The organism is Lapidilactobacillus luobeiensis, from assembly GCF_024345205.1.
GTDB classification, from domain to species: Bacteria; Bacillota; Bacilli; order Lactobacillales; family Lactobacillaceae; genus Lapidilactobacillus; species Lapidilactobacillus luobeiensis.
In genome coordinates, this window is record NZ_BROC01000004.1 from 77,049 (window position 1) to 97,747 (window position 20,699).

15 protein-coding genes are annotated in these 20,699 nt (G+C 43.1%); 1 reads left to right on the forward strand and 14 read right to left on the reverse strand.

What is annotated here, in order from left to right; all coding sequences use genetic code 11:
• Positions 1–56: 56 nt before the first annotated feature.
• The 7 genes from OCU21_RS02300 to OCU21_RS02330 all read right to left on the reverse strand — a co-directional run bounded on the left by OCU21_RS02300 (position 57) and on the right by OCU21_RS02330 (position 10,347).
• Positions 57–1,376: an ABC transporter substrate-binding protein gene (locus OCU21_RS02300; RefSeq protein WP_261805890.1), complete on the reverse strand. Its 1,320-nt coding sequence runs from the start codon at positions 1,374–1,376 to the stop codon at positions 57–59.
• 679 nt (positions 1,377–2,055) lie between these two features.
• The gene (locus tag OCU21_RS02305; RefSeq protein ID WP_261805891.1) at positions 2,056–4,179 is read right to left on the reverse strand and encodes a glycoside hydrolase family 3 C-terminal domain-containing protein; all 2,124 of its coding nucleotides are present in this window, start codon (positions 4,177–4,179) and stop codon (positions 2,056–2,058) included.
• Positions 4,180–4,196: 17 nt separating this feature from the next.
• On the reverse strand, positions 4,197–4,805 hold the full coding sequence (locus tag OCU21_RS02310; RefSeq protein WP_261805892.1) for a polysaccharide deacetylase family protein: 609 nt from the start codon (positions 4,803–4,805) through the stop codon (positions 4,197–4,199).
• Positions 4,802–6,304, reverse strand: a complete 1,503-nt coding sequence (gene xylB / locus OCU21_RS02315) for a xylulokinase (protein ID WP_261805893.1) — start codon at positions 6,302–6,304, stop codon at positions 4,802–4,804. Before xylB ends, OCU21_RS02310 begins: the two co-directional genes overlap by 4 nt.
• A 161-nt stretch (positions 6,305–6,465) precedes the next feature.
• The gene (gene xylA, locus OCU21_RS02320; protein WP_261805894.1) at positions 6,466–7,806 is read right to left on the reverse strand and encodes a xylose isomerase; all 1,341 of its coding nucleotides are present in this window, start codon (positions 7,804–7,806) and stop codon (positions 6,466–6,468) included.
• 139 nt (positions 7,807–7,945) lie between these two features.
• Entirely contained in the window at positions 7,946–9,100 is a 1,155-nt protein-coding gene (locus OCU21_RS02325) for an ROK family protein (RefSeq protein WP_261805895.1), read from the reverse strand.
• 338 nt (positions 9,101–9,438) lie between these two features.
• Entirely contained in the window at positions 9,439–10,347 is a 909-nt protein-coding gene (locus OCU21_RS02330; protein WP_261805896.1) for a helix-turn-helix domain-containing protein, read from the reverse strand.
• Positions 10,348–10,468: 121 nt separating this feature from the next.
• On the opposite strand from OCU21_RS02330, the gene OCU21_RS02335 reads away from it, so the two are divergent.
• Positions 10,469–12,448: a glycoside hydrolase family 127 protein gene (locus tag OCU21_RS02335; RefSeq protein ID WP_261805897.1), complete on the forward strand. Its 1,980-nt coding sequence runs from the start codon at positions 10,469–10,471 to the stop codon at positions 12,446–12,448.
• A gap of 153 nt (positions 12,449–12,601) precedes the next feature.
• Here OCU21_RS02335 and OCU21_RS02340 read toward each other — a convergent pair whose 3' ends face one another.
• The 7 genes from OCU21_RS02340 to OCU21_RS02370 form a co-directional block, all read right to left on the reverse strand.
• A complete protein-coding gene (locus tag OCU21_RS02340) occupies positions 12,602–13,276 on the reverse strand; it encodes an MIP/aquaporin family protein (RefSeq protein ID WP_261805898.1) in 675 nt (224 codons plus the stop codon).
• 3 nt (positions 13,277–13,279) lie between these two features.
• Complete coding sequence (locus OCU21_RS02345; RefSeq protein WP_261805899.1) at positions 13,280–14,551, reverse strand: glycoside hydrolase family 27 protein; 1,272 nt, start codon at positions 14,549–14,551, stop codon at positions 13,280–13,282.
• An 89-nt stretch (positions 14,552–14,640) separates the two neighbouring features.
• On the reverse strand, positions 14,641–16,080 hold the full coding sequence (locus OCU21_RS02350) for a glycoside hydrolase family 43 protein (protein WP_261805900.1): 1,440 nt from the start codon (positions 16,078–16,080) through the stop codon (positions 14,641–14,643).
• A gap of 37 nt (positions 16,081–16,117) precedes the next feature.
• Positions 16,118–17,722 (reverse strand): xylulokinase, encoded by a 1,605-nt coding sequence (locus OCU21_RS02355; protein ID WP_261805901.1) that lies wholly within the window; start codon positions 17,720–17,722, stop codon positions 16,118–16,120.
• A gap of 179 nt (positions 17,723–17,901) precedes the next feature.
• Positions 17,902–19,332: an L-arabinose isomerase gene (gene araA, locus OCU21_RS02360; RefSeq protein ID WP_261805902.1), complete on the reverse strand. Its 1,431-nt coding sequence runs from the start codon at positions 19,330–19,332 to the stop codon at positions 17,902–17,904.
• A 25-nt stretch (positions 19,333–19,357) separates the two neighbouring features.
• Complete coding sequence (locus OCU21_RS02365) at positions 19,358–20,062, reverse strand: L-ribulose-5-phosphate 4-epimerase (RefSeq protein WP_261805903.1); 705 nt, start codon at positions 20,060–20,062, stop codon at positions 19,358–19,360.
• A gap of 145 nt (positions 20,063–20,207) precedes the next feature.
• Positions 20,208–20,420, reverse strand: a complete 213-nt coding sequence (locus tag OCU21_RS02370; protein WP_261805904.1) for a hypothetical protein — start codon at positions 20,418–20,420, stop codon at positions 20,208–20,210.
• Between the last annotated feature and the right edge of the window lie 279 nt (positions 20,421–20,699).

The following is a 20,699-nucleotide window of genomic DNA, read 5'->3' on the forward strand; positions in this document are numbered from 1 at the left end:
AATAAAATTGAGGTATAGTCGCTCACGCGGACTATACCTCACGCAGAATCTAGTTGTTACTTAATCTCTACATCCGGATACGCATTCTGAACCGCATCTTTAAAATTCTTAATTGCTTCCGTCTTCGTAACTTTTCCTTGCGAATAAGGAGTTACAGCATTATCAACAAACAGGATTTGAATTGATTGGTCATATTTAGTCCATAAATTGCCATTGATACCAGCAGCCGAGGTTTCAAATTGCTTGTATTGGTTTTGACCACCTAAGAAGTCACTCTTGAAGTCGCCTTCAATTTCTTTAACAACTTTTGTATTCGATACAAAGTCATTCTGATCTTTAGCCCATTTCTTCTGGAAGGATGCACTAGTGGCTACCCATTTAGCAATCTTGGCTGCTTCTTTCTCCATTGCAGAATCTTTAACAGCACCTAGATAAGTACCACCCCATGCATATTCCCATGGACCTGTTGTTACACGCCAGTCTCCTGAAGTATCATTACCAGTCTTGGATGATTTAGCATTAGGTTGTAACCAGTAGAATAAGCCCCATGATGGTAGACTATAACCAAAGATATTATCACTTGACATTCCTGAGAAATATTCACTTGACTGCTCAGTTGTATCTTGAGTCAACTTCTGACTAACAAATTCCTTCCCCATATCCATCAAATCATACATCGACTTGTCAATAGTCAACTTATTATCAACAACCCAAGGATCTTTACGAGCACCGATCATTGGCTCAAATAAATCTGAGATGCTAGAAACCATAAAGACCTTGCCGTTTGACTTTTCTTTTACTTCTTTCGCTGTTGCTGTGAAACTAGCCGCATCAGAGATTTTAGCCTGCATCTCTTCAGGTGTTGTCACGCCTAAGAGACTTTTAGCTAAGCTAGCACGATAATAGAATGCGCCTGGTGTCGCCTGCCAGGACAAAGCAACTTGATGGCCGCTTTCATCCTGACCAACCTTTTTTACATAACCGATTGTATCTTTGGAAGCTGACTTAATGCCAACTTGACTTAAATCTGCCATTTTACCAGAGTTAACGTACTTCTTTACAAATGACGCGTCTAATGCAATCAAGTCTGGACCATTTTTTGTCCCAAGAACAGGGTCGAGCTTTGTCTGAAAATTCTCGAAAGGCACAACCGTAACTTTTATCTTGTAGTCCATGTCTTTGTGGGCAGGGATATAATACTTATTGATGATCTTCTTCATATCATCTGTAAACGTCCATACTTTTAATGTCTTACCCTTGGTATCACTAGTTTCTGCGCTCTTCTTTTCGCCTGAAGAACTACATCCTGCTAATAAAATTGCTGAACATGCAATTGCAACCAAACCCGAAAGAAATCTCCACTTTTTCTTTGACATTTAAAACGCTCTCCTTCACGAATTAACTACCCATTTCTTACCCTAAATGGAACCTAATACAAGAAAATGTTACTCCTTTCGATTAATTAGTATAATTAACTAACTTACATGTTAGATAATAAATCACAGAAACAATTTTGTCAAGCGCTTTCATGAAGTATTGTTTTCACTTAATCAAACATTACTGAAGTATTACTGATATTTTCACCTTTCAGATTACTTTACACATCTCGTTTTATTGTAGATAAAATTAAATTTTAAACATTCATTATTTGAAAGCTTTCGCGTATCAAAAACCCGTTAGACCCTCATATGTCTCAATATATCTTGCTTACTTTTTCAAATTTTTTAAACAAGTGAACACCTAAAACAACCATGTTGCTATTGGGAGAGACCCTTCTAGGTCGCGTAATAAATCGGTTAGTTTTTGTGTTTTGGCTAATATGAATAGATTGATTTTATTGTTTTAGTAAAGTTTTAGTGATTTTAGGCGTTTGAAAAATAAAATAGCTTTTATTGCATAACTAATTAAAAAACCGGATTACTTAAATACTCAAAACCAAGATTCACAAAAAGATCTTTAAATCAACTCGATTTAAAGACCTCTTATTTTATATCTAGATTAAAAACGAACGAGATATTGAAAGATCAATCTACGACAAAACTACTTCCTTATTTTCTAGATATTAACTTGAAGCGCTTTACTTCCCGTCAGCACTTCCGTTCGCTTGTCCGGCTGGCCTAAACCAATATATAACGCAAATTGGGTATCTGGTGTATAGCGCTCGCCGTCGTTATTAACAACTGTAAAAGCTTCCTCTGGAATCTTGATAGTAATGATTTTAGCCTCTCCGTGGGTCAAAGCAACCCGTTGAAAGGCTACTAATTTAGGATTTGGTGTTTTATCTGGCGAATCAACGGCATCACAATAAACTTGTACGACCTCTTCTACGTACATATCACCATTGTTCTTCAACCCAACACTGATCTCGGTGTTAGTCAAATCTCTCTGAGCTGATTTCAAGGTTGCTTGTTCAACCTTGACAGGTGCATAGGTCAGACCGTAGCCAAATGGATAGAGTGCCTCATTGGCCATATAGCGATAAGTCCGGCCCGTCATACTGTAATCCGTAAAGTCAGGTAGTTCTTCAGTCGTATGATAGAATGTCACTGGCAATTTGCCACTCGGGCTAGTCTTACCAAAAACAACATCAGCCACCGCTTGACCACCTAGGGCACCTGGATACCAAACATCAAGGATTGCTGCAAGGTTAGGATTTGTTTCGGCGCCATCAAATGTCATCGCGCTTCCGGCAGTTAAAATCAGAACAATTGGGGTACCGACTTTTAATAACTTATCCAGTAATTGCTGTTGATGACCAGGTAATCGCAAATCTGTTTTATCACCAGCGGCAAAGGCATTGCCAGCATCGCCCTGCTCGCCTTCGATGGTTGAATCTAGGCCTAAGCAAAGGAAGACAACATCGCTATGTTCAGCCATACTGATTGCTTCAGCTTCACGGTCATCTGCCTTTGCCAAATTGCTGAGGCGATCCAAAAACAAGTGGCAGCCAACAGAATAATTAAGTCGTGTTTGTGGGGTGATAGCCTGCCGAATACCTTCGAGAATCGTGGTGTAATTTGAGGCCGTACCTGCATAATTACCTTCAAGAACAACTTGACTGTCCGCTGTCGGTCCAATAACCGCAACCGATTTTAATTCGTTTTTCTTTAAAGGTAAGATTCCATTATTTTTAAGCAAAACAAAGCTACGATAAGTTGCTTCTAGCGCGACTTGATGATGCGCCGGTGTATCATTCTCCTCGAAACCGATTTGATCGTAAGGATCATCATTTGCACCTAGTCCCAATAAAACTCGCGTGGTCATTAAGCGCTGCACTGAAGCCGTAATTTCATCTTCAGTAATCAGATTTTCAGCTAACGCCTGATGTAGATACTTGGCAATATGACCAGCACAAAGATCGCACCCTGCCTTGATTGCTAACGCAATCGTTTGGGCGTCGCTCTTGGTAAAGTGATGATAAAGTTTAACATCCTCTTCAGCCCCATAATCTGAAACGACATGACCTTCAAACTGCCATTCTTCGCGCAATAGCTTCGTCAATAATTCTGAATTGACCGGCGCAGGGACACCATTGACAGCATTATAAGCCGCCATGACACTTTCAACATCACCCTGCTCAACAGCCGCCTTAAATGCTGGCAAATATGTCTCGGTCAAATCCTTTTTCGATGGTTCAACATCAAAGCCGTGGCGAATCCCCTCAGGACCGCTATGAACCGCGAAATGCTTCGCGCACGCCGCTAGTTTTAGATACTTCCCCCGTCCCTGGAGTCCTTCAATATAGGCAACACCATTGGTTGCCGTCAAATAAGGATCCTCTCCATAAGTTTCATGACCGCGGCCCCAACGTGGATCACGGAAAATATTCACGTTAGGCGACCAATAGGTTAACCCTTTGTAAATGTCGTGATCACCATGTTTGAAATATTCATTATGTTTTGACCGCGCTTCTGTGGCCACAATATCGCCAATTTTCCGTAAGCCTGCTGGATCAAACATCGCCGCCAACCCGATTGATTGTGGGAAAACTGTGGCCGTGCCCTCACGAGCAGCGCCATGCAGTGCCTCACCCCAATAATTATATTCGGGAATGTTCAAACGATCGATTGCCTGCGCATCATACTCCAACTGACCTATCTTCTCATCTAGGGTCATCTGATCAACAAGCTGCTGGGCCTGTTTTCTCGCTTCATTCCGTGATAATCTTGTTTCTACCATCGTGTTAATTCTCCTTATTATTCAAATTTTTCGATGCTGTTTTGACTCCGATAAAGACAATCAGGTTCCATCATTCCAGCGAACATCTCTGGAATCGTAACAAAGTGAAAATCATTCGCTTGCAAAAAATCAATAACTTGGGGCAAAACAGTCGCAGTTGCTGGCTGTATGTCATGCATAAGGACAATATCGCCATCTTGAGCCAGCCGTACTATCCGGGCCAAAATCAATACGGCATCATGTGACTTCCAATCCTCAGAATCAAGACTCCAAGTCACCGCTGGTCGACCAGCGGCATGGCTAACACGAGCATCAACATTGCCATAAGGCGGTCGAAAAAATTGTGGCTTGTCCCCAATTACCTGCATAACCACCTGATCAGTTCGCGCTAACTCCTGTTTAATTTGTTGGTCTTCAAGTTCGGTCAATGATCGATGCGAGAAGGTATGACTACCAAACGCATGTCCATCTTGATAGGCCTGCTTTAAAATATCAGGGTGCTGTTGAACATGCTCGCCCCACAGCATAAAGGTCGCATGAATCCCGGCAGCTCTGAGCGTCTTTAGAATCGTCGGCGTTGTTCCAGGGACAGGGCCATCATCAAAGGTCAACGCGATTTTGCTCATTGCTGTTCCTCATAGTCTAATAGCGCGCCAGTAATGCCTTTCGTTTGGGGGTAGATTTCTTGATAGATTTGATGAAGTTGCGCGTATTTAGCCACGTGCTCAGCGACGGGATGATAGACTTTCTTGACCGCGATGAAATGATCGGCGCAAGTTGATAAGCTGTCGAACCAACCCAGACCGACGGCAGCAAGCATGGCCGCGCCTAGACCAGGCCCTTGTTCGCTTTCCAACCGAACAATATCCTTGTTGAAAATATCCGCCTGGATCTGCAACCATAACGGACTTTTGGCGCCGCCACCAATAGAAACCAATTGTTTGAAGTTCTTACCATTGGCTTCGTAAATATCCAAGATGTCCTTAAAGGAGAAGACGATTCCTTCCAAAACCGCGCGAACGAAATCAGCTCGTTCTTGTTTCCCATCGATGCCGATGAAACTCCCGCGAATCCTCGCGTCCGCGTATGGGGTCCGTTCGCCAACAATATACGGCGCGAATAACAACCCGTGAGCGCCGATGGTCGAGGTGGCCGCGCTCCCCACGAAATCATTGAAGGACGCGTCCGGCGCGAATGTTTGCTTGAACCAACTTAAGCTGTAGCCCGCCGCCAAGGTGACACCCATGGAATAGAAACTATTAGGCACCGCATGATTGAAGAAATGGAGCTGGCCATGATAATCAGTGGTTGTATCAGGCTCGTAGGTCAAAATAACGCCAGAAGTGCCGATGCTGCACATCGCCTGATCAGGATGCAAAATGCCAGCGCCGATCGCGCCGCAGGCATTGTCCGCCCCGCCACCAAAAACAGCAGTCTGACTGGACAAGCCAGATGCGTGGGCAAATTCTGCCGTGATCGTTCCCACATTGGTAGTCGCTTCAACCAACGGTGGGCATAATGAGAGTGGTAACCCAAAGGCCGTACAAATCTCACGGCTCCATTCTTTCTTGGCGATATCCAAGAGCACCGTGCCAGCCGCGTCGGATAACTCCATATTCAACTGGCCGGTCATCCGATAGCGAACATAATCTTTAGGCAGAACAAAGGTTGCTGCCTGAGCGAAAATCTCCGGCTCATTTTCTTTGACCCACAGAATCTTGGGTAACGTGAAGCCTTCCAAAGGGCGATTACGGGTAATTCCAATGAAACGTGGACCCATTTTCGCCATGATCTCTTCTGACTGTTTCGTCGTCCGCGTGTCATTCCAAAGGATCGCTGGTCGTAAAACCTGGCCCGCCGCATCCAACAGAACCAATCCGTGCATTTGTCCAGAATAACTGAGTCCTTCGATCTCGCTGGCTGTGACGCCACTAGTGACCAATAAATGCTGGATGGCCGTCAACGTCCCTTGAACCCAGTCATCGGGATTTTGCTCATTATAACCTGGCGCTGGTTGTTGCAACGGATAGGCCTCACTTGCCTGAGCAGTGACCGTTCCGTTTTGATCGACGAGCAGGACCTTAACGGCGCTAGTACCCAAGTCGACCCCAATTACATATTTCATGATTCAACCTCTTTTTCTCCACAAAAAAAGTAAGGCAATGATTGACCGATTAACTCAATCTGCTCTTGCCACAGCTTTCGTGCGTCAAAGCAACGTCATTGCCTTACTTTCAGGGTGTTTTCAAACTTTTTTAGGTAAATTTAGGTTGGTGGACACCAAGCTTATTTCAAGGTGTCGATAATATAGTGGTTCAGCGTATCTTTCAGTTCTTCGATACGGCCAGACTTCGTTGCAGCCAACAGAACAGACTGTGGCTTATCGATGGCATAGTCATTGAGGGTCTTGAAGTCAACCTTACCCGCTTCGATGTCAGCGCCCAGCCCAGCGTCGTAACTTGAGTAACGGTCAGCGACGAAGTTTTCGAAGACTTTATCTTCCTTCAGGCGCAAAGCAACTAACAAGCCTGCTGAGAAGGTATCCATCCCCACAATATGCGCATAGAACATGTCTTCAGGTGTGAAGGATGACCGGCGAGGTTTCGCGTCGAAGTTCAAGCCACCCTTGCCTAAGCCGCCGTTTTCAACAACTTCATACATCGCCAAAGTTGCTTCATAAAGATCTGAAGGAAATTCATCCAGATCCCAGCCAATCAACTTGTCGCCTTGGTTAGCGTCCAATGAGCCTAATAAGCCAGCTTCACGCGCTGTCCGAATCTCATGTTGATAGCTGTGGCCAGCCAAGTTAGCATGGTTGCCTTCCAAGTTCAACTTATAAGTACCATCCAAGCCGTAAGTCTTCATAAAGGCAATCGTCGTCGCCGCGTCAAAGTCATATTGATGCATCATTGGTTCCTTAGGCTTTGGTTCCAGCAATAATTGACCTTCGTAACCGATCTCTTTGGCATAATCAGCCGCCATATGGAAGAATTTCGCCAAATGTTCTTGTTCGCGCTTCATATCTGTATTCAGCAGTGATTCATAGCCTTCACGACCACCCCAGAATACATAGTTTGACGAGCCAACCTTCTTAGCAGTATCCAAGCCTTCTTTAACTTGCGCAGCCGCGTAAGCGAAAATATCAGCGAATGGTGATGACGCCGCCCCTGAAACGAACCGGGGATTGGTGAACATGTTTGCTGTATTCCAAAGTACCTTCATGCCTGTTTGTTTCTGATAGTCAACAAACATGTCTGTGATCTCGTCCAAATTCTTATTGGTCTCCCGTAAAGTGTCGCCTTCAGGAGCAACATCACGATCATGGAAACAGAAGAAATCAACGCCCATTTTATCATAGAACTCGAAAGAAGCTTCGACCCGCGCCTTAGCTAAGTCCATCCCGGTCAAACCATTCCAAGGCCGGATCGCAGTCCCGGCACCGAAAATATCATCCAATTGTTGACCGAAGGTATGCCAGTAAGCCACTGAGAAGCGCATCCAGTCGCGCATCTTCTTGCCGCCAACGACTTTGTCAGCGTCATAATAATGATAGCCAAAGCCAGACTTCAAGTCACCAGTTCCAACGAATGGAATCTTGTTGACATTAGGGAAATATGTTTTTGTCATTGAAAAGAACCTCCAAATGATTTTAACTATTTTAGTTTGTTTGTACAACTAACTTACCTACAAAGATAGTATAGCGCTTTCTTAAACAAAGTACAACAAAAATAGCCAAATTTCTTTGGCTATTTTTTACTAAATTATTTCAGCGGCGAAACGCTAATTGGCCACTTTGCATTTTCAAGAGGTGTTGAATAATTAGAGAACAGCCACCTAATAATGTTGCGCTACGGACATCATCAACCAAGTAAACTTGTGTCTCATCGTTGGTCAGGTACGGGATATTGGCTTTGATCTTTGGTAACAACTCAGGTATAGTCGCAATCAAATTGGAGTTAAGGGCGACACGACGTGGATCCAAAGTCACGATTGTATTATAGATAATATTGGCGATGTAGAAGCAAAAGTCATCTAGGATCTGTTCAACATCAGAATCATGTTGATAGTACAGTTCAACGATCTCACTGATTCCCAAGTTAGGCTGTGCCTTGATTTGCCGAATCATGTCAAGGATCGCATCCTCAGAACAATAACTCTCAATCGTATTTGGCGCACGCCGACGCCGAAAATCATGATCATAAATAATCGTATGGCCGATTTCACCGGCTTCACCATGTTTTCCAGTATATAAATGATTATTAATGACGATACCTGCACCAATACCTTTATGGACACTGATACAAACGATATTATCGATGTCATCATTGCTTTCAAAATCCCGTTCATAGATTACGGAAAGGTTAGCTTCGTTCTCCAATAAAACTGGTACGCCCAATTTATCTGTCAAAATTTTAGCAACATCTAAACTTTTAAAATCAATAAATGGCGCATATAGAATCTGGTTCTTATCAATGATCCCATGGATTGCGACTGAAACACCTCTAAGTGGGATCTGATCGTCTAATCGTTCTGTATGGATCAGGCTTGTCATCAATTCCAGCCGATCATCGATCGACATGTCCTTTGCTGGATAACGCTCTAAACTAACTACTTGCCCATCCATCAAGTTAAACATTCGATCAATGTAATCATAACCGAGATCGAAATTAATGACATAGCCTAAATCTGCATTAAATTTCAAGATAGTCGGTTTACGGCCACCATTCTCAGTGCTGTCACCCTGTCCTAACTCCAGTAAATAATGCTGGTCGATCAAACTAGCGACAATGTCTGACACTGTCACCTTGTTTAACTTGAGGTTTTTAGAAATTTGACTTCGGGAAATCGGACCAAAGTTGAAGGCTTGCTGAAGCACACGTTGTTCATTGAGAACGCGCACCAAATTTTTTTTATACTGCATTTCACACGTCCTTTATTAGCGTCTCATTCACTCAATAGTCATCACATCCGTAAAAATTACAATCGTATGTATAACTTGAGAGAAATGTATAATTAAGATAGTCTTTCCGGATTTCGGCGTTTCGCATCTCTGCTAGACCGTTTTACGAATCTAGCCTAAACTGGTTACCCAAAAAAGTAGCACTCTAATATATCAGTTTGTAACTATAACTAACTAATGTCAACTCTTTCGCCTAATAAAATTAAATACAACCATTCATTTGCCTATAAATTCATGTCGCTGAATTCAAGATCAATCACACTTAATTTCTAAAAAGGGTCTTGATGTTCTGCTGATAATTAGCGCTGTTTAACTTCCGCTTCATCAATAAATTTAGCAACATCGATTCCCGGATCAACTTGCTGATTATTTAAAAAAGTATGCGTGTACGCATTTCGGTATTGACTAGGTGTTAATTGAACCTGTTTTTTAAAGAAACGCATAAAATATTTGGGTTCCTGAAAATAGACCCGTTTACTGACTTTCTCAATACTGAGACGTGTTGTCAAAAGTAAGTATTTAGCCCAATCTAGTTTAACTGAATTCATATAGGCCTTAACGCTTATCCCCAATTCTTGTTTAAATAAGCGCGTCAAGTAATCCGGATTCAAGTCAAAGTGTTCCGCTACTGTCGCCACACGTAAATTCTGATCCATGTGGATCCTGATCCATTCCTTGATCTGATTTAAAGAAGTCTGTTTGCTCATGGTCCCATGTTGAGCTAGCCAACCAGCATTAGCCAACTCGATCAACAACATGGTTGTTTGATAGTCAACTGCTAATTTTGAGAAATAAGGGCTATGGGCGACATCTAGTAGCTGTTGCGCGGCGATCAGCACTTTTTCGCGCCGAACCAAGTGAAAAAATCTTGGCAGACGTATCTCCGTTGGTGGGAGTATTCTAGTCACTGTCTCTGCAACTCGATATTCGCCATTCTGAATAAAGTGAAACCAAATAAATTGGCTAGGTGTCACTGTTGCAAGCGTACCAACAATGCTCTCATGAGGAAAAACAGTCAAGACATCGCCGGCCTCAACTTTGAATGATTCATCGTTGATTGCTAATTGGATACTGCCACTCAAACCGATGATAACCTCGGTGTCTGCTTGATGGGTAAATAAATGGTGGCGCCAGCCTAGCTCTGCACTGAATTGACCACTTTGAAGATAATGGACTGGATGTTGAAAATCGAATTCTAGTTCCCGCAAATCAACTAACCTCCTTGTTTTTGCTAATGTCGGATTTATCCACTTTCTCTTCGATTATAGCAGTTTTTTTATTAAAGAAAAGCGATTACAATGAAGTTGATATTGAAAGGAGCCACTTACAATGCAACAACCAAAAATTAAAGTAACTGATGCTTTTTGGCAGCAATATCGCCACTTGGTCAAGGACGTGATGATTCCTTATCAGTGGTCCGTGATCAACGATGATGCGACTGTCGAAATCGAACAAGAGAATGCTAATTCTTATAAAGCAACAGAAAAAAGTCACGCGATCCAAAACTTAAAAATCGCGGCTGGTCGAGAATCAGGCGATTTTTATGGCTTTTGGTTTCAGGATTCAGATGTCTACAAATGGCTAGAGGCGGTGGCCTATGCATTACGCTATCAACCAGATCAACAATTACAACAAATTGCTGATGACTTGGTCGATTTGATCAGTCAAGCTCAAGAACCTGATGGCTATTTAGATACCTTTTTCCAGCTGCAAGCACCACAGGAAAAATTCCAGCACATTAGCTTTGGTCACGAACTTTACTGCATGGGACATTATATTGAAGCCGGAATCGCTTATTTTGAAACAACTGGGAACACTTTAGCCTTGACTATCGCAACTAAAATGGCCGACTGTATCAATACTCATTTTGGTCCCCAGCCCGATAAACTTCATGGTTATCCTGGTCATCCAGAAGTAGAGCTGGCCTTGGCCAAATTGGCTGATACTACCAATGACCAACGTTATCGTGACTTAGCAGCCTATCTGATCAATCAACGCGGTCAGCAATCACCAAACTTCTTCGCAGAGCAAAATGCCAAGAATAAAAATAAGCAATTAGATCTGCCTTTCCCTGATCAAACGGACCCTGCTGATCGTTATTTCCAAAATGATCGACCAATTCGCGAGTTGGATCACGCCGAGGGCCATGCTGTGCGGATGACTTATTTGTTAACTGGGATGGCGCATGTCGCACGACAAACTCAAGACGATGACCTCTTGGCCACCTGTCAGCGACTGTGGCGGGATATCGTCGATAAACAAATGTACGTAACCGGCGGGATTGGCGCAACAGTCGCTGGTGAGGCCTTCACCTATGATTATGATCTGCCTAACGATACCATGTACTGCGAAACTTGTGCTTCTTGTGCGATGGTTTTCTTCGCAAAACAAATGCTAGCTAATGAGCCTGACGGTGATTATGCTGATGTGATGGAGCGAGAATTATATAATGGTACGATCAGTGGCATGAGCCTTGATGCGCAACACTTCTTTTACGTCAATCCATTGGAGGTCGACCCACAGGCAAGCGCTCAGGATCCTACCAAATCCCACGTAAAAGTGCAGCGACCAGCTTGGTTTGGTTGTGCTTGTTGTCCGCCTAATCTGGCCCGCCTGATTGCATCTGTAGACCAATATATCTATACAATCAAGGATGACACGATCTATAGCAATCAATTCATCGCCAACCATGCAGATTTTGGCGATGGCCTTCAAATCAACCAAAGCGGAAATTATCCCTGGTCTGGTCAAATCAGTTATCAGGTCAGTGTCGAGTCAGCTCTTACTTTCGCGTTTGCATTACGGATCCCTGCTTGGTCTCAAGAAAATTTCACGGTCAAACTTAATGGTCATCCTGTGAATGGTACGCTAAAACGCGGCTATCTCTTTTTGAATCAAACTTGGTCTGGCACGACTACTATTGAGGTTGACCTAGATCTTAGCGTTCGCACTGTCCGTGCCGATCAACACGTTACCGCAGACTTGGGTAAAATCGCAGTACAACGTGGTCCCGTTGTTTACTGTGCCGAGGAAACAGATAATGGTAAAAATTTAGCTTGGTTGTCCTTACCAGTACAACCTGACTTTCAGGTACACAGTGCAAATCAAGGACTAGCGGTTCCGAATCTAAAAACCATCACGACTAATGCGACCAAATTAGTTACATCGTCGAATCAGACATCTACGGCCCTTTACACCAGTGACACAGCACCAAGGTCACGTCAAAACCAGCAAGTGACGTTGATTCCTTATTTTGCTTGGGCCAACCGTCAAGCTGGTGAAATGCGAGTCTGGTTGGATCAAGACTAACAAGTCGATCAAGCTCAATCAGTAAATACCAAAAAACCAACAACACGCATGAAAAATGCGGCTGTTGGTTTTTTTCGTGATAACCATTCTGCTTGTAGCCTTTGATCGGATGTCTGCCTTTTCAAAGCGTCCCATGAGTCTGATCAGGTATGATCAGGCGCGACTTTGCTTGATCAGCCAATAGACTAACGCAGCCAGAGCACTCCCCATCAGTGGCGCCAACGCATAAAGCCAATAATGTTGTAACACTCGTCCGCCTAGAAAAATGGCAGGCCCAAAACTACGAGCCGGATTCAACGAGGCGCCAGTCAACTTCTGTCCTAAGACAATAAGGCACCCTAAGACAGCACCAATCACCCAGGGAGCAGCGTTGGGCCGTCCAAAATCCGAATCCGTCACAAATACAATCACCACCACCAAAATAAAGGTGATCGTCATTTCAATTAGAAAGGCACTCCCTGCATTGATCGTAAAATCTGTTTCACCAAGATGATTTCGTGACAAACCAACTGCCAAAGTCCAATTTCTTAATAGTCCAGATGCCAAGGTGGCACCCAAAAACTGTGCCAGTATATACCCACCAAACTCTCGACCAGTCAACTCCTTATTAAGCCAGAAAGCTAATGAAACCGCCGGATTGAAATGAGCACCAGACAGATCGCCCACAGCGAAGATCATTACCAAGATCGGAATGACAAAGGCTAAAGCTACAAAATAAGGATTATCACTACCAACAAATAAGCAATATCCCGTTCCAACGATCATCATCACAAAAGTACCCAAGAACTCAGCGAGATATTTATCTAGATTACGCAATCTACTGACCATTTATTACCCTACCTTATTTTCTTCAACAAGCAGGACGCCATGGGCGCTGATCGATTGGGATTCGTGCCAATCAATTGACTGTTCCCGCCATAAATCTCGCGCCTGACCTGTATGAGCTAATTGTTTTAACTGTTGTGGCAATACTTGCGTTTGCTCCGAGATGTTGAAGAAAGCTAAATAACGAGCCATCTCACTGCTTGCCTGCCAGCCGATCCAATTTTTATCACGATAAACCTCACGACACTCATTGACCTCACGGTGCATTTTCAAAACCGCACGATTTGTCAGTAAACTCTTAGTGAAATCATCAAGATCGGGTAAAGTGCCACCATACATCAATGGTGAACAACTGATCGTCCACAAACTCATCAGTAAATATTGCTCAGCCTTCGTAAAGTGAGTCCAATTATCATCATTGTTGCCCTCATCAGCACGAACTCGCAAATGCCCCAATGGTAACATATCACAATCCGGCCAATTCCCCGGACGGACAAAAGGAGCCCACTCTGCAGCTCGGTCGAACATTGTCCGCAATGACTTCCAATTATCCCAAAAATCATCGGTGAGCCGCCACATGTTGGCCGTGTTTTGGAAAAAGTAGCCATTCTTTAGTGCGGCCGGACCAGGAGATAAAGATAAGACAATTGGGCGTCCCGTCTTAGCGATTGCGTCATGGATCGCTTGGATCTCAGACCTATGAGCATCGTGATAAAGTTGGGAGTCACAAATATCATCGACCTTGATAAAATCTACACCCCACGAAGCATAAAGCTCAAACAGCGAGTCATAATATTGCTGACCTGCTACTTGGCTAACGTCAACGCCATACATATCAGAATTCCAAGCACAAATATTATTTAAAGCAATCTCCCGCGCTCGTTTATTGGTGCCTTTGATTGCTGTATTTTGTTGAACGGCTTGCCGTGGGATCCCGCGCATAATGTGGATCCCGAATTTCAAACCAAGGCTATGAATGTAATCACCCAGTGGTTTAAAGCCCTGACCATCAACAGCAGATGGAAAACGATTAACGGCTGGAATCAAACGAGAATATTCGTCCATACATAAAGGCGTAAACTGATGATAAACCATCGATGTAGCAGTTGGCTCACTCCACTGGATATCGACCACCACATATTCCCAGCCATACTCCTTCAAGTTAGCTGCCAAATAATCGGCGTTCGCCTTGACCTCATCTTCACGAACGGAGGCACCATATGAGTCCCAGGAATTCCACCCCATTGGCGGAGTTGGAGCAAAATCTAAATGTGACATAACCCTCTCCTTACCTATAATACTAAGTGTCTCGTATCACTCTGTCTGTCATACTGTATTATCAAGAAAATGATATTCAATAATTACTTTCACTTTCGAACTAAAAATAGTGGTTCACCATTTTGATCAGTTCCAGTAAAACACATCGTCTGTTTCTTATCGTATTCATCCCATTGTGAAATGAAATAACCATGGTAGACCTTCTGACCAATCGTTATTCGGCTTTCTTGACTATTGTCTTTAAAATCAAGACTGGCAGCTGCTTCGGTGCCCTTGATTTTACCACGATCAGTAATTTTGAGATTCGTTGGAGTCGTTACCTTGGCAGTGATTGTTTTATTCATTTGGATAACTTGATAATCACCGATTATTTGTTTTAACGAATAATTTTCCTTAGTTTCACCAGCATAACGTAACGGTGTCACAACAGGCCAACCAGCTTTAGTAAAGAACATTTGGTGAACTCGATCCGCATAAACCTCATTCTGATTAGGAAAGCGAGTATGAAAAATCAGAAAATACTTTTGATCATCCGCTCGATAAATTGCAGAGTTATGACCTGGAGAGATATATCCTGACTGATACGGTTTCTTAGTATCTAGCGTGTAATTCCCCATGATTTTAACACCATATGGCTTGATTGCCATATCGTCAAAAGTTGTTCCATCAGCACCGCGTAGATCTTGATAGTTATGTCCCTGACTATCTTTATAAGGGCCATCAGGTTGTTTTGAACGGGCAACACGAAGATTGTAACCACCATCTGCCGCTAACCCTCCAAAAGAAAGGAAGAGGTAATAGTAATCAGTCTGCTGATTATAGAGCACATATGAACCTTCGATCCTTAAATGATTCCCACCTAATATCCGTTTACCATAACCTTGACCTTCTTCTGGAAAACCAGTTTTTTCATTCATTTTAAGAATGAAAATACCACCAGAATAAGAACCATAAATCATCCAGAGTTTACCATCCTTATCATGAAAAGTATGGGGATCAACAACATTGGGTTGCTTTGTGGCATCATAATCACTGTTATTCTTAATAGCATTGCCAGAACGAAGAAAAATACCCTTATTTTGATATGGACCAGTTACCTTATCAGCCACAGCCAATCCCAAAACGGAAGTAGGATTATCCCCTTCACAAGCACAATAATACATATAATACTTACCATCGGCCAAACGCTCAATGTCACCGGCCCAGAGAGTGGTAGAGTTTGTATCTTCAAAAACATCGGCCAAATCAGTTTGAATATCTGTAAATGCGGTTTGATCATTTACACTATTTGAAAGCTGTTTCCAATGAATAAAATCCTTAGTACTCGCCATTTGCATATGTGAGCCGATAGTATAGTATTGATTATTTGCCCTAATAACTGATGGATCATGCACGATTACATCTGTAAAACCAGGATTCTTTAATTCTTGCTTAACTGCCTCTGGCTTAGCTTGGCAACCTACGAGTAATAGTAATATGATAATTACCCCAAAATACGTTGCCCAATTGACTCTTACTTTTTCCCACAAAACTACCAACTCCCCTAATACTCAATTGCCACGTTACCTAATTTTTTCTATCATCTGGCAGAATTTTTGCTGCTTGCACGATCGATAATCCCTGCTGATAGCGCTCGATAAAGTCATCGAAGCCCTTGACACCGTCTTCGTTAGGCGCGATCGTAGTACTTTGCGGATCAGCAAAAACTTGTTTCTCTAGATAATCGGCCAAAGCCAACTTTCGGTCTGTTAACAAATAGGCCGCCAAAACCGCCATACCCCATGGTCCGCCTTCACCGGCATTCTTCATCACAGTAATCGGTGTATCCAGCGCATCAGCTAACACTTGCTGCCCAATGATCGGCGTACGGAAAATACCGCCTTGAGCGATCATTGTCTCGGCTTTGATTTGTTCTTCCTTCATTAAGATATCATTGCCAATCTTCAAAGGCGCAAAAGCCGAATATAGCTGGGCCTTAATGAAATTAGCCAAGTTGAACTGACTATTAGGCGTTCGTACAAATAAAGGGCGACCGGCCTCGACATTGGTGATGTTTTCTCCAGAAAGATAAGCATAGTTGACCAAGCCGCCACAATCGGCATCACCATGAGTCGATTCTTTAAATAAAGTCGCATACAATTGGTCTGGTGCCATCTTCTGACCAATGCTTTCAGCAAATTCCTGAAACAAACCGACCCAAGCATTGATATCAGAGGTACAGTTGTTGGTATGGACCATGGCCACTGGTGAACCATCAGGCGTAGTAACAACATCGATATCTCGATGAACAGCCTTCAAAGGGCGATCCAAGACAATCATCGAAAAGGCGGAAGTTCCCGCTGAAATATTACCTGTTCGTTGGCGGACACTATTGGTCGCAACCATCCCAGTACCGGCATCGCCTTCCGCCGGAGCCAAAACCGTGCCGGCAAGCAATGTTCCCGTTGGATCCAACAGGCGCGCGCCTTTTTCTGTCAAGTGACCTGCTTCTTGTCCGGCCACTAAAACTTTCGGCAACAACTCATGTAATTTGAAATCAAAGCCAAGGACGTTGGTATAATGCTCAAACTGTTCGATTTTCGTTTGGTCGTAATCATGAGTAATCGAATCAATCGGAAACATTCCGGATGCATCACCAATACCTAAATTCTTTTCACCTGATAGTTGCCAGTGCACATAACCAGCTAAAGTGGTCAAGTAGTCGACGGACTTAACGTGACCCTCCTGATTTAAGATGGCTTGGTACAAATGAGCGATGCTCCAACGTTGAGGAACATTGAAATCAAATAATTTTGTTAATTGCTCTGCCGCTTCGGTAGTATTGTTGTTGCGCCAAGTCCGAAACGGCACTAATAATTGGTCCTGATCGTCGAAGGCCAAATACCCATGCATCATGGCACTAACACCGATCGCACCGATCTTGGTCAGCGAAATGCCATATTGTTCATAGACATGGCTGGCTAATTCACGATAGCTGGCTTGGATTCCTTGCCAAACTTGTTCCAGTGGATAAGTCCAAAAATTATTAATAAATTTATTTTCCCAAGAATAACTGCCAGAAGCGATCGTATTATCATTTAGATCGATCAAAACGGCCTTGATCCTTGTCGAGCCTAACTCGATCCCTAAGGCTGTTCGCCCCATCTGTAGATCTTCAGTGCTTGTTGTCATTTTATAACACTCCATTCTTAATGAGTCCTCAAGGAAAAAGAGCTGGAAACAAAGCTGCTCAGCTTTGTCCCAGCTCTTTCTCCGGTATATTCTTGCTCCATGGCAAAAATGTCCATTCATTCATTTATCAACACATTAAGTTTAACTACTTTAAAATTTTAGGAGGATTTTAGAAGTCATTAGTCAATGTTGACAAATTTAAGTTCAAACATTTTGGCCAAGTCAGCTAGCTGTTGGATAGTTACGGCACGTGAGAAGACGGTATGGTGACCACCACCATTTTCGATCCATTGTGTAGCGCCATGTTTTAAACCAGCTTTTGGTACCCAAATTTGTCGAGCAACTGGTAAATGTGGTGCTGGTGCTTCGGGTTTACGCGCTTCAACAGCATAACCAATCATCCGATATTCATCACCAAAATCGGAGATCGTCACATCGATCGCGTCACCCTCAAGACCATCAAAAACCAAGCGAGCAGGATCTTCCCGATCGCCGATCCCTAACGGATGAACTTCGACCCGTGGTTTCGTGCTGGCTAAGGTTGGATCAACTTCAAGCATATGTGAGCCTAGGATCTCTTCATGGCCATGGCGCAGATCCAAGGTATAGTCTTCCATGAAGCCTGTTTCTTTATTGTGGCTAACAACCTTTAACAAACGATCCAAGGCCGCTGTCTTCCAGTCACCTTCGCCGGCAAAACCATAGCCTTCACGGTTCAATAATTGAACAGCCAAGCCTGGTAATTGCTTCATCCCCCAAAGATCTTCAAAGTTGGTGGTGAAGGCTGAGTAGCCGCCGCGTTCGAAGAAACGTTCCATGGCGATTTTCTCGCGTAATTGTTCACGAACATGTTCCTTGAAGAATTCAGGATCGTTGTCGCCAGCGCTTGGGACCAAGTCATAACGTGCTTCCAGGTCGGCATATTCAGCATCGATCGCTTCATCAGAAACCAACTTCATTTCGGCAACTAGGTCGCCGATCCCGAAATAATCAACGGTCCAACCGAATTGGATCTGCGCTTCGATCTTATCGCCTTCAGTGACGGCAACATTCCGCATATTATCGCCAAAACGGGCAACTTTGATCTTGAAACTCTCATTGTAACCAACAGCAACATCCATCCACGCGGCGATTTCTTTTTGAACTTCTTGATCACCCCAGAAGCCATAGACAACCTTGTTATGCTTACGTAGGCGGGCATTGATAAAGCCATATTCCCGATCACCATGAGCACTTTGGTTCAGGTTCATGTAATCCATGTCAATTGTTGACCAAGGAATATCATTTCGGAATTGAGTCGCTAAATGCAACAATGGTTTTTGCAACAACTTCGTCCCGCGGATCCAATTCTTTGCTGGTGAGAAGGTGTGCATCCAAGTGATGACCCCAGCGACGCTATCATCAAAGTTAGCTTCCTTCATTGCTGAAGTGATCGTCGCGGCATCGATCGCCACTTCCTTGAATTCGACTGGGTAAGGCAATTCCTTACTGTCATTCAAACTCTTCACGATTTCGCGGGCATCTTTTTCAACGGCCTTTAAGTCGTCCTCACCATATAAAGCTTGACTCCCAACAATAAACCAAAAACGATATTCAGGTACTGCTAACATTTCAAAAACACTCCTTCGATCTAACTTAATTTTTCTTTTGACCATAGTAAGCATTAACACCGTGTTTGCGATAATAATGTTTATCAAGTAAATATTGTGGTACGGAAACATCACCATGCCCTTGCAACATCATGGTATGGTAAGCCATCTCAGCTGCCACTTCCAAAACTTTTGCATTGTAGACAGCCTTTTCCGCCGTTGCGCCCCAAGTAAAGGGACCATGATCTTGAACCAAAACAGCGGGTACATCCATTGGCTTGATTCCTCGCTCTTTGAACGTTCGAACGATCACCTTACCAGTATTTTCTTCATAGGCTGATTCAATTTCTTCCTTGGTCAATGCATCTGAAACAGGTACTGGCCCATAAAACGTATCCGCGTGCGTCGTTCCCGTCGCCGGTAGATCGATTCCCGCTTGTGCAAAGGAAACTGCCCACGGCGAGTGCGTATGAACGATCCCGCCGATTTCCGGAAAGGCATTGTAAAGGACAGTATGTGTCGGCGTATCACTAGATGGATTCAACTTGCCTTCGACCACATTACCATCCAGATCGACTACGACCATATCATCAGGTGTCAAAGTTTCATAGTCCACCCCACTAGGCTTGATCACAAACAATCCCTTGTCGCGATCGATTGCACTAACATTACCCCAAGTAAAAGTAACTAAGTCATATTTGGGCAACAACATATTTGCTTCATAAACTTCTTTTTTTAGATTCTCTAACAAATTACACACTTCCTCTGGAATTATTAAAATCGGTCTACTCTTTCAAACCTATCCATTTGGATATTCTCTACTAACCTCACCTTTATTTGTAGAATATTGTGCACTGAACTGACAGGTCTAACTTATCAGATGATATATAAATAAATCAAACTAGATAGCCAATCAAAATCAACAGAATTCCTAAAATAAATACGATATTAGTAATATTCTTCCAAAAAGAACCATTAGGCATGATCAAATTCTTAAAATCAAGCCTTTTAACTTTAGGCATTCGAAAGATTTGTACAACATATAGAACAATTGCAATAATCGCAGCAACCATTCCAATAGCAATCAATAGAATCTCGATTCTTTTCATTTCATCCTCTTTTAAGATATATGAAGTTGACGTTTAACCTTCTGAAGTGGCTTTTTTGTTAACATGATCAACCCCTCTATTAAGACAGGAACGATTATGAAAACCATAAACTGGGGAATAAAAGTTAACGAAAGATACAACAGGAATGCGAATAACACGATCATTAACGAATTTATCGCAAAATGTGTTGATGCATAGACTGATAATCGTAAGCTATTTTTTACATCAATTTTGAAAAAGGACTGAATACCAATGATCCAACCTAAACTGACTACAACC

What these genes read in the sequence shown, in the direction of transcription:
- OCU21_RS02310 (WP_261805892.1), bottom strand. Translation starts at nt 4,805, where the DNA reads ATGAGCAAAATCGCGTTGACCTTTGATGATGGCCCTGTCCCTGGAACA.
- xylA (WP_261805894.1), bottom strand. Translation starts at nt 7,806, where the DNA reads ATGACAAAAACATATTTCCCTAATGTCAACAAGATTCCATTCGTTGGA.
- araA (WP_261805902.1), bottom strand. Translation starts at nt 19,332, where the DNA reads ATGTTAGCAGTACCTGAATATCGTTTTTGGTTTATTGTTGGGAGTCAA.
- OCU21_RS02370 (WP_261805904.1), bottom strand. Translation starts at nt 20,420, where the DNA reads ATGAAAAGAATCGAGATTCTATTGATTGCTATTGGAATGGTTGCTGCG.
- OCU21_RS02300 (WP_261805890.1), bottom strand. Translation starts at nt 1,376, where the DNA reads ATGTCAAAGAAAAAGTGGAGATTTCTTTCGGGTTTGGTTGCAATTGCA.
- OCU21_RS02340 (WP_261805898.1), bottom strand. Translation starts at nt 13,276, where the DNA reads ATGGTCAGTAGATTGCGTAATCTAGATAAATATCTCGCTGAGTTCTTG.
- xylB (WP_261805893.1), bottom strand. Translation starts at nt 6,304, where the DNA reads ATGAAATATGTAATTGGGGTCGACTTGGGTACTAGCGCCGTTAAGGTC.
- OCU21_RS02345 (WP_261805899.1), bottom strand. Translation starts at nt 14,551, where the DNA reads ATGTCACATTTAGATTTTGCTCCAACTCCGCCAATGGGGTGGAATTCC.
- OCU21_RS02335 (WP_261805897.1), top strand. Translation starts at nt 10,469, where the DNA reads ATGCAACAACCAAAAATTAAAGTAACTGATGCTTTTTGGCAGCAATAT.
- OCU21_RS02355 (WP_261805901.1), bottom strand. Translation starts at nt 17,722, where the DNA reads ATGACAACAAGCACTGAAGATCTACAGATGGGGCGAACAGCCTTAGGG.
- OCU21_RS02325 (WP_261805895.1), bottom strand. Translation starts at nt 9,100, where the DNA reads ATGCAGTATAAAAAAAATTTGGTGCGCGTTCTCAATGAACAACGTGTG.
- OCU21_RS02305 (WP_261805891.1), bottom strand. Translation starts at nt 4,179, where the DNA reads ATGGTAGAAACAAGATTATCACGGAATGAAGCGAGAAAACAGGCCCAG.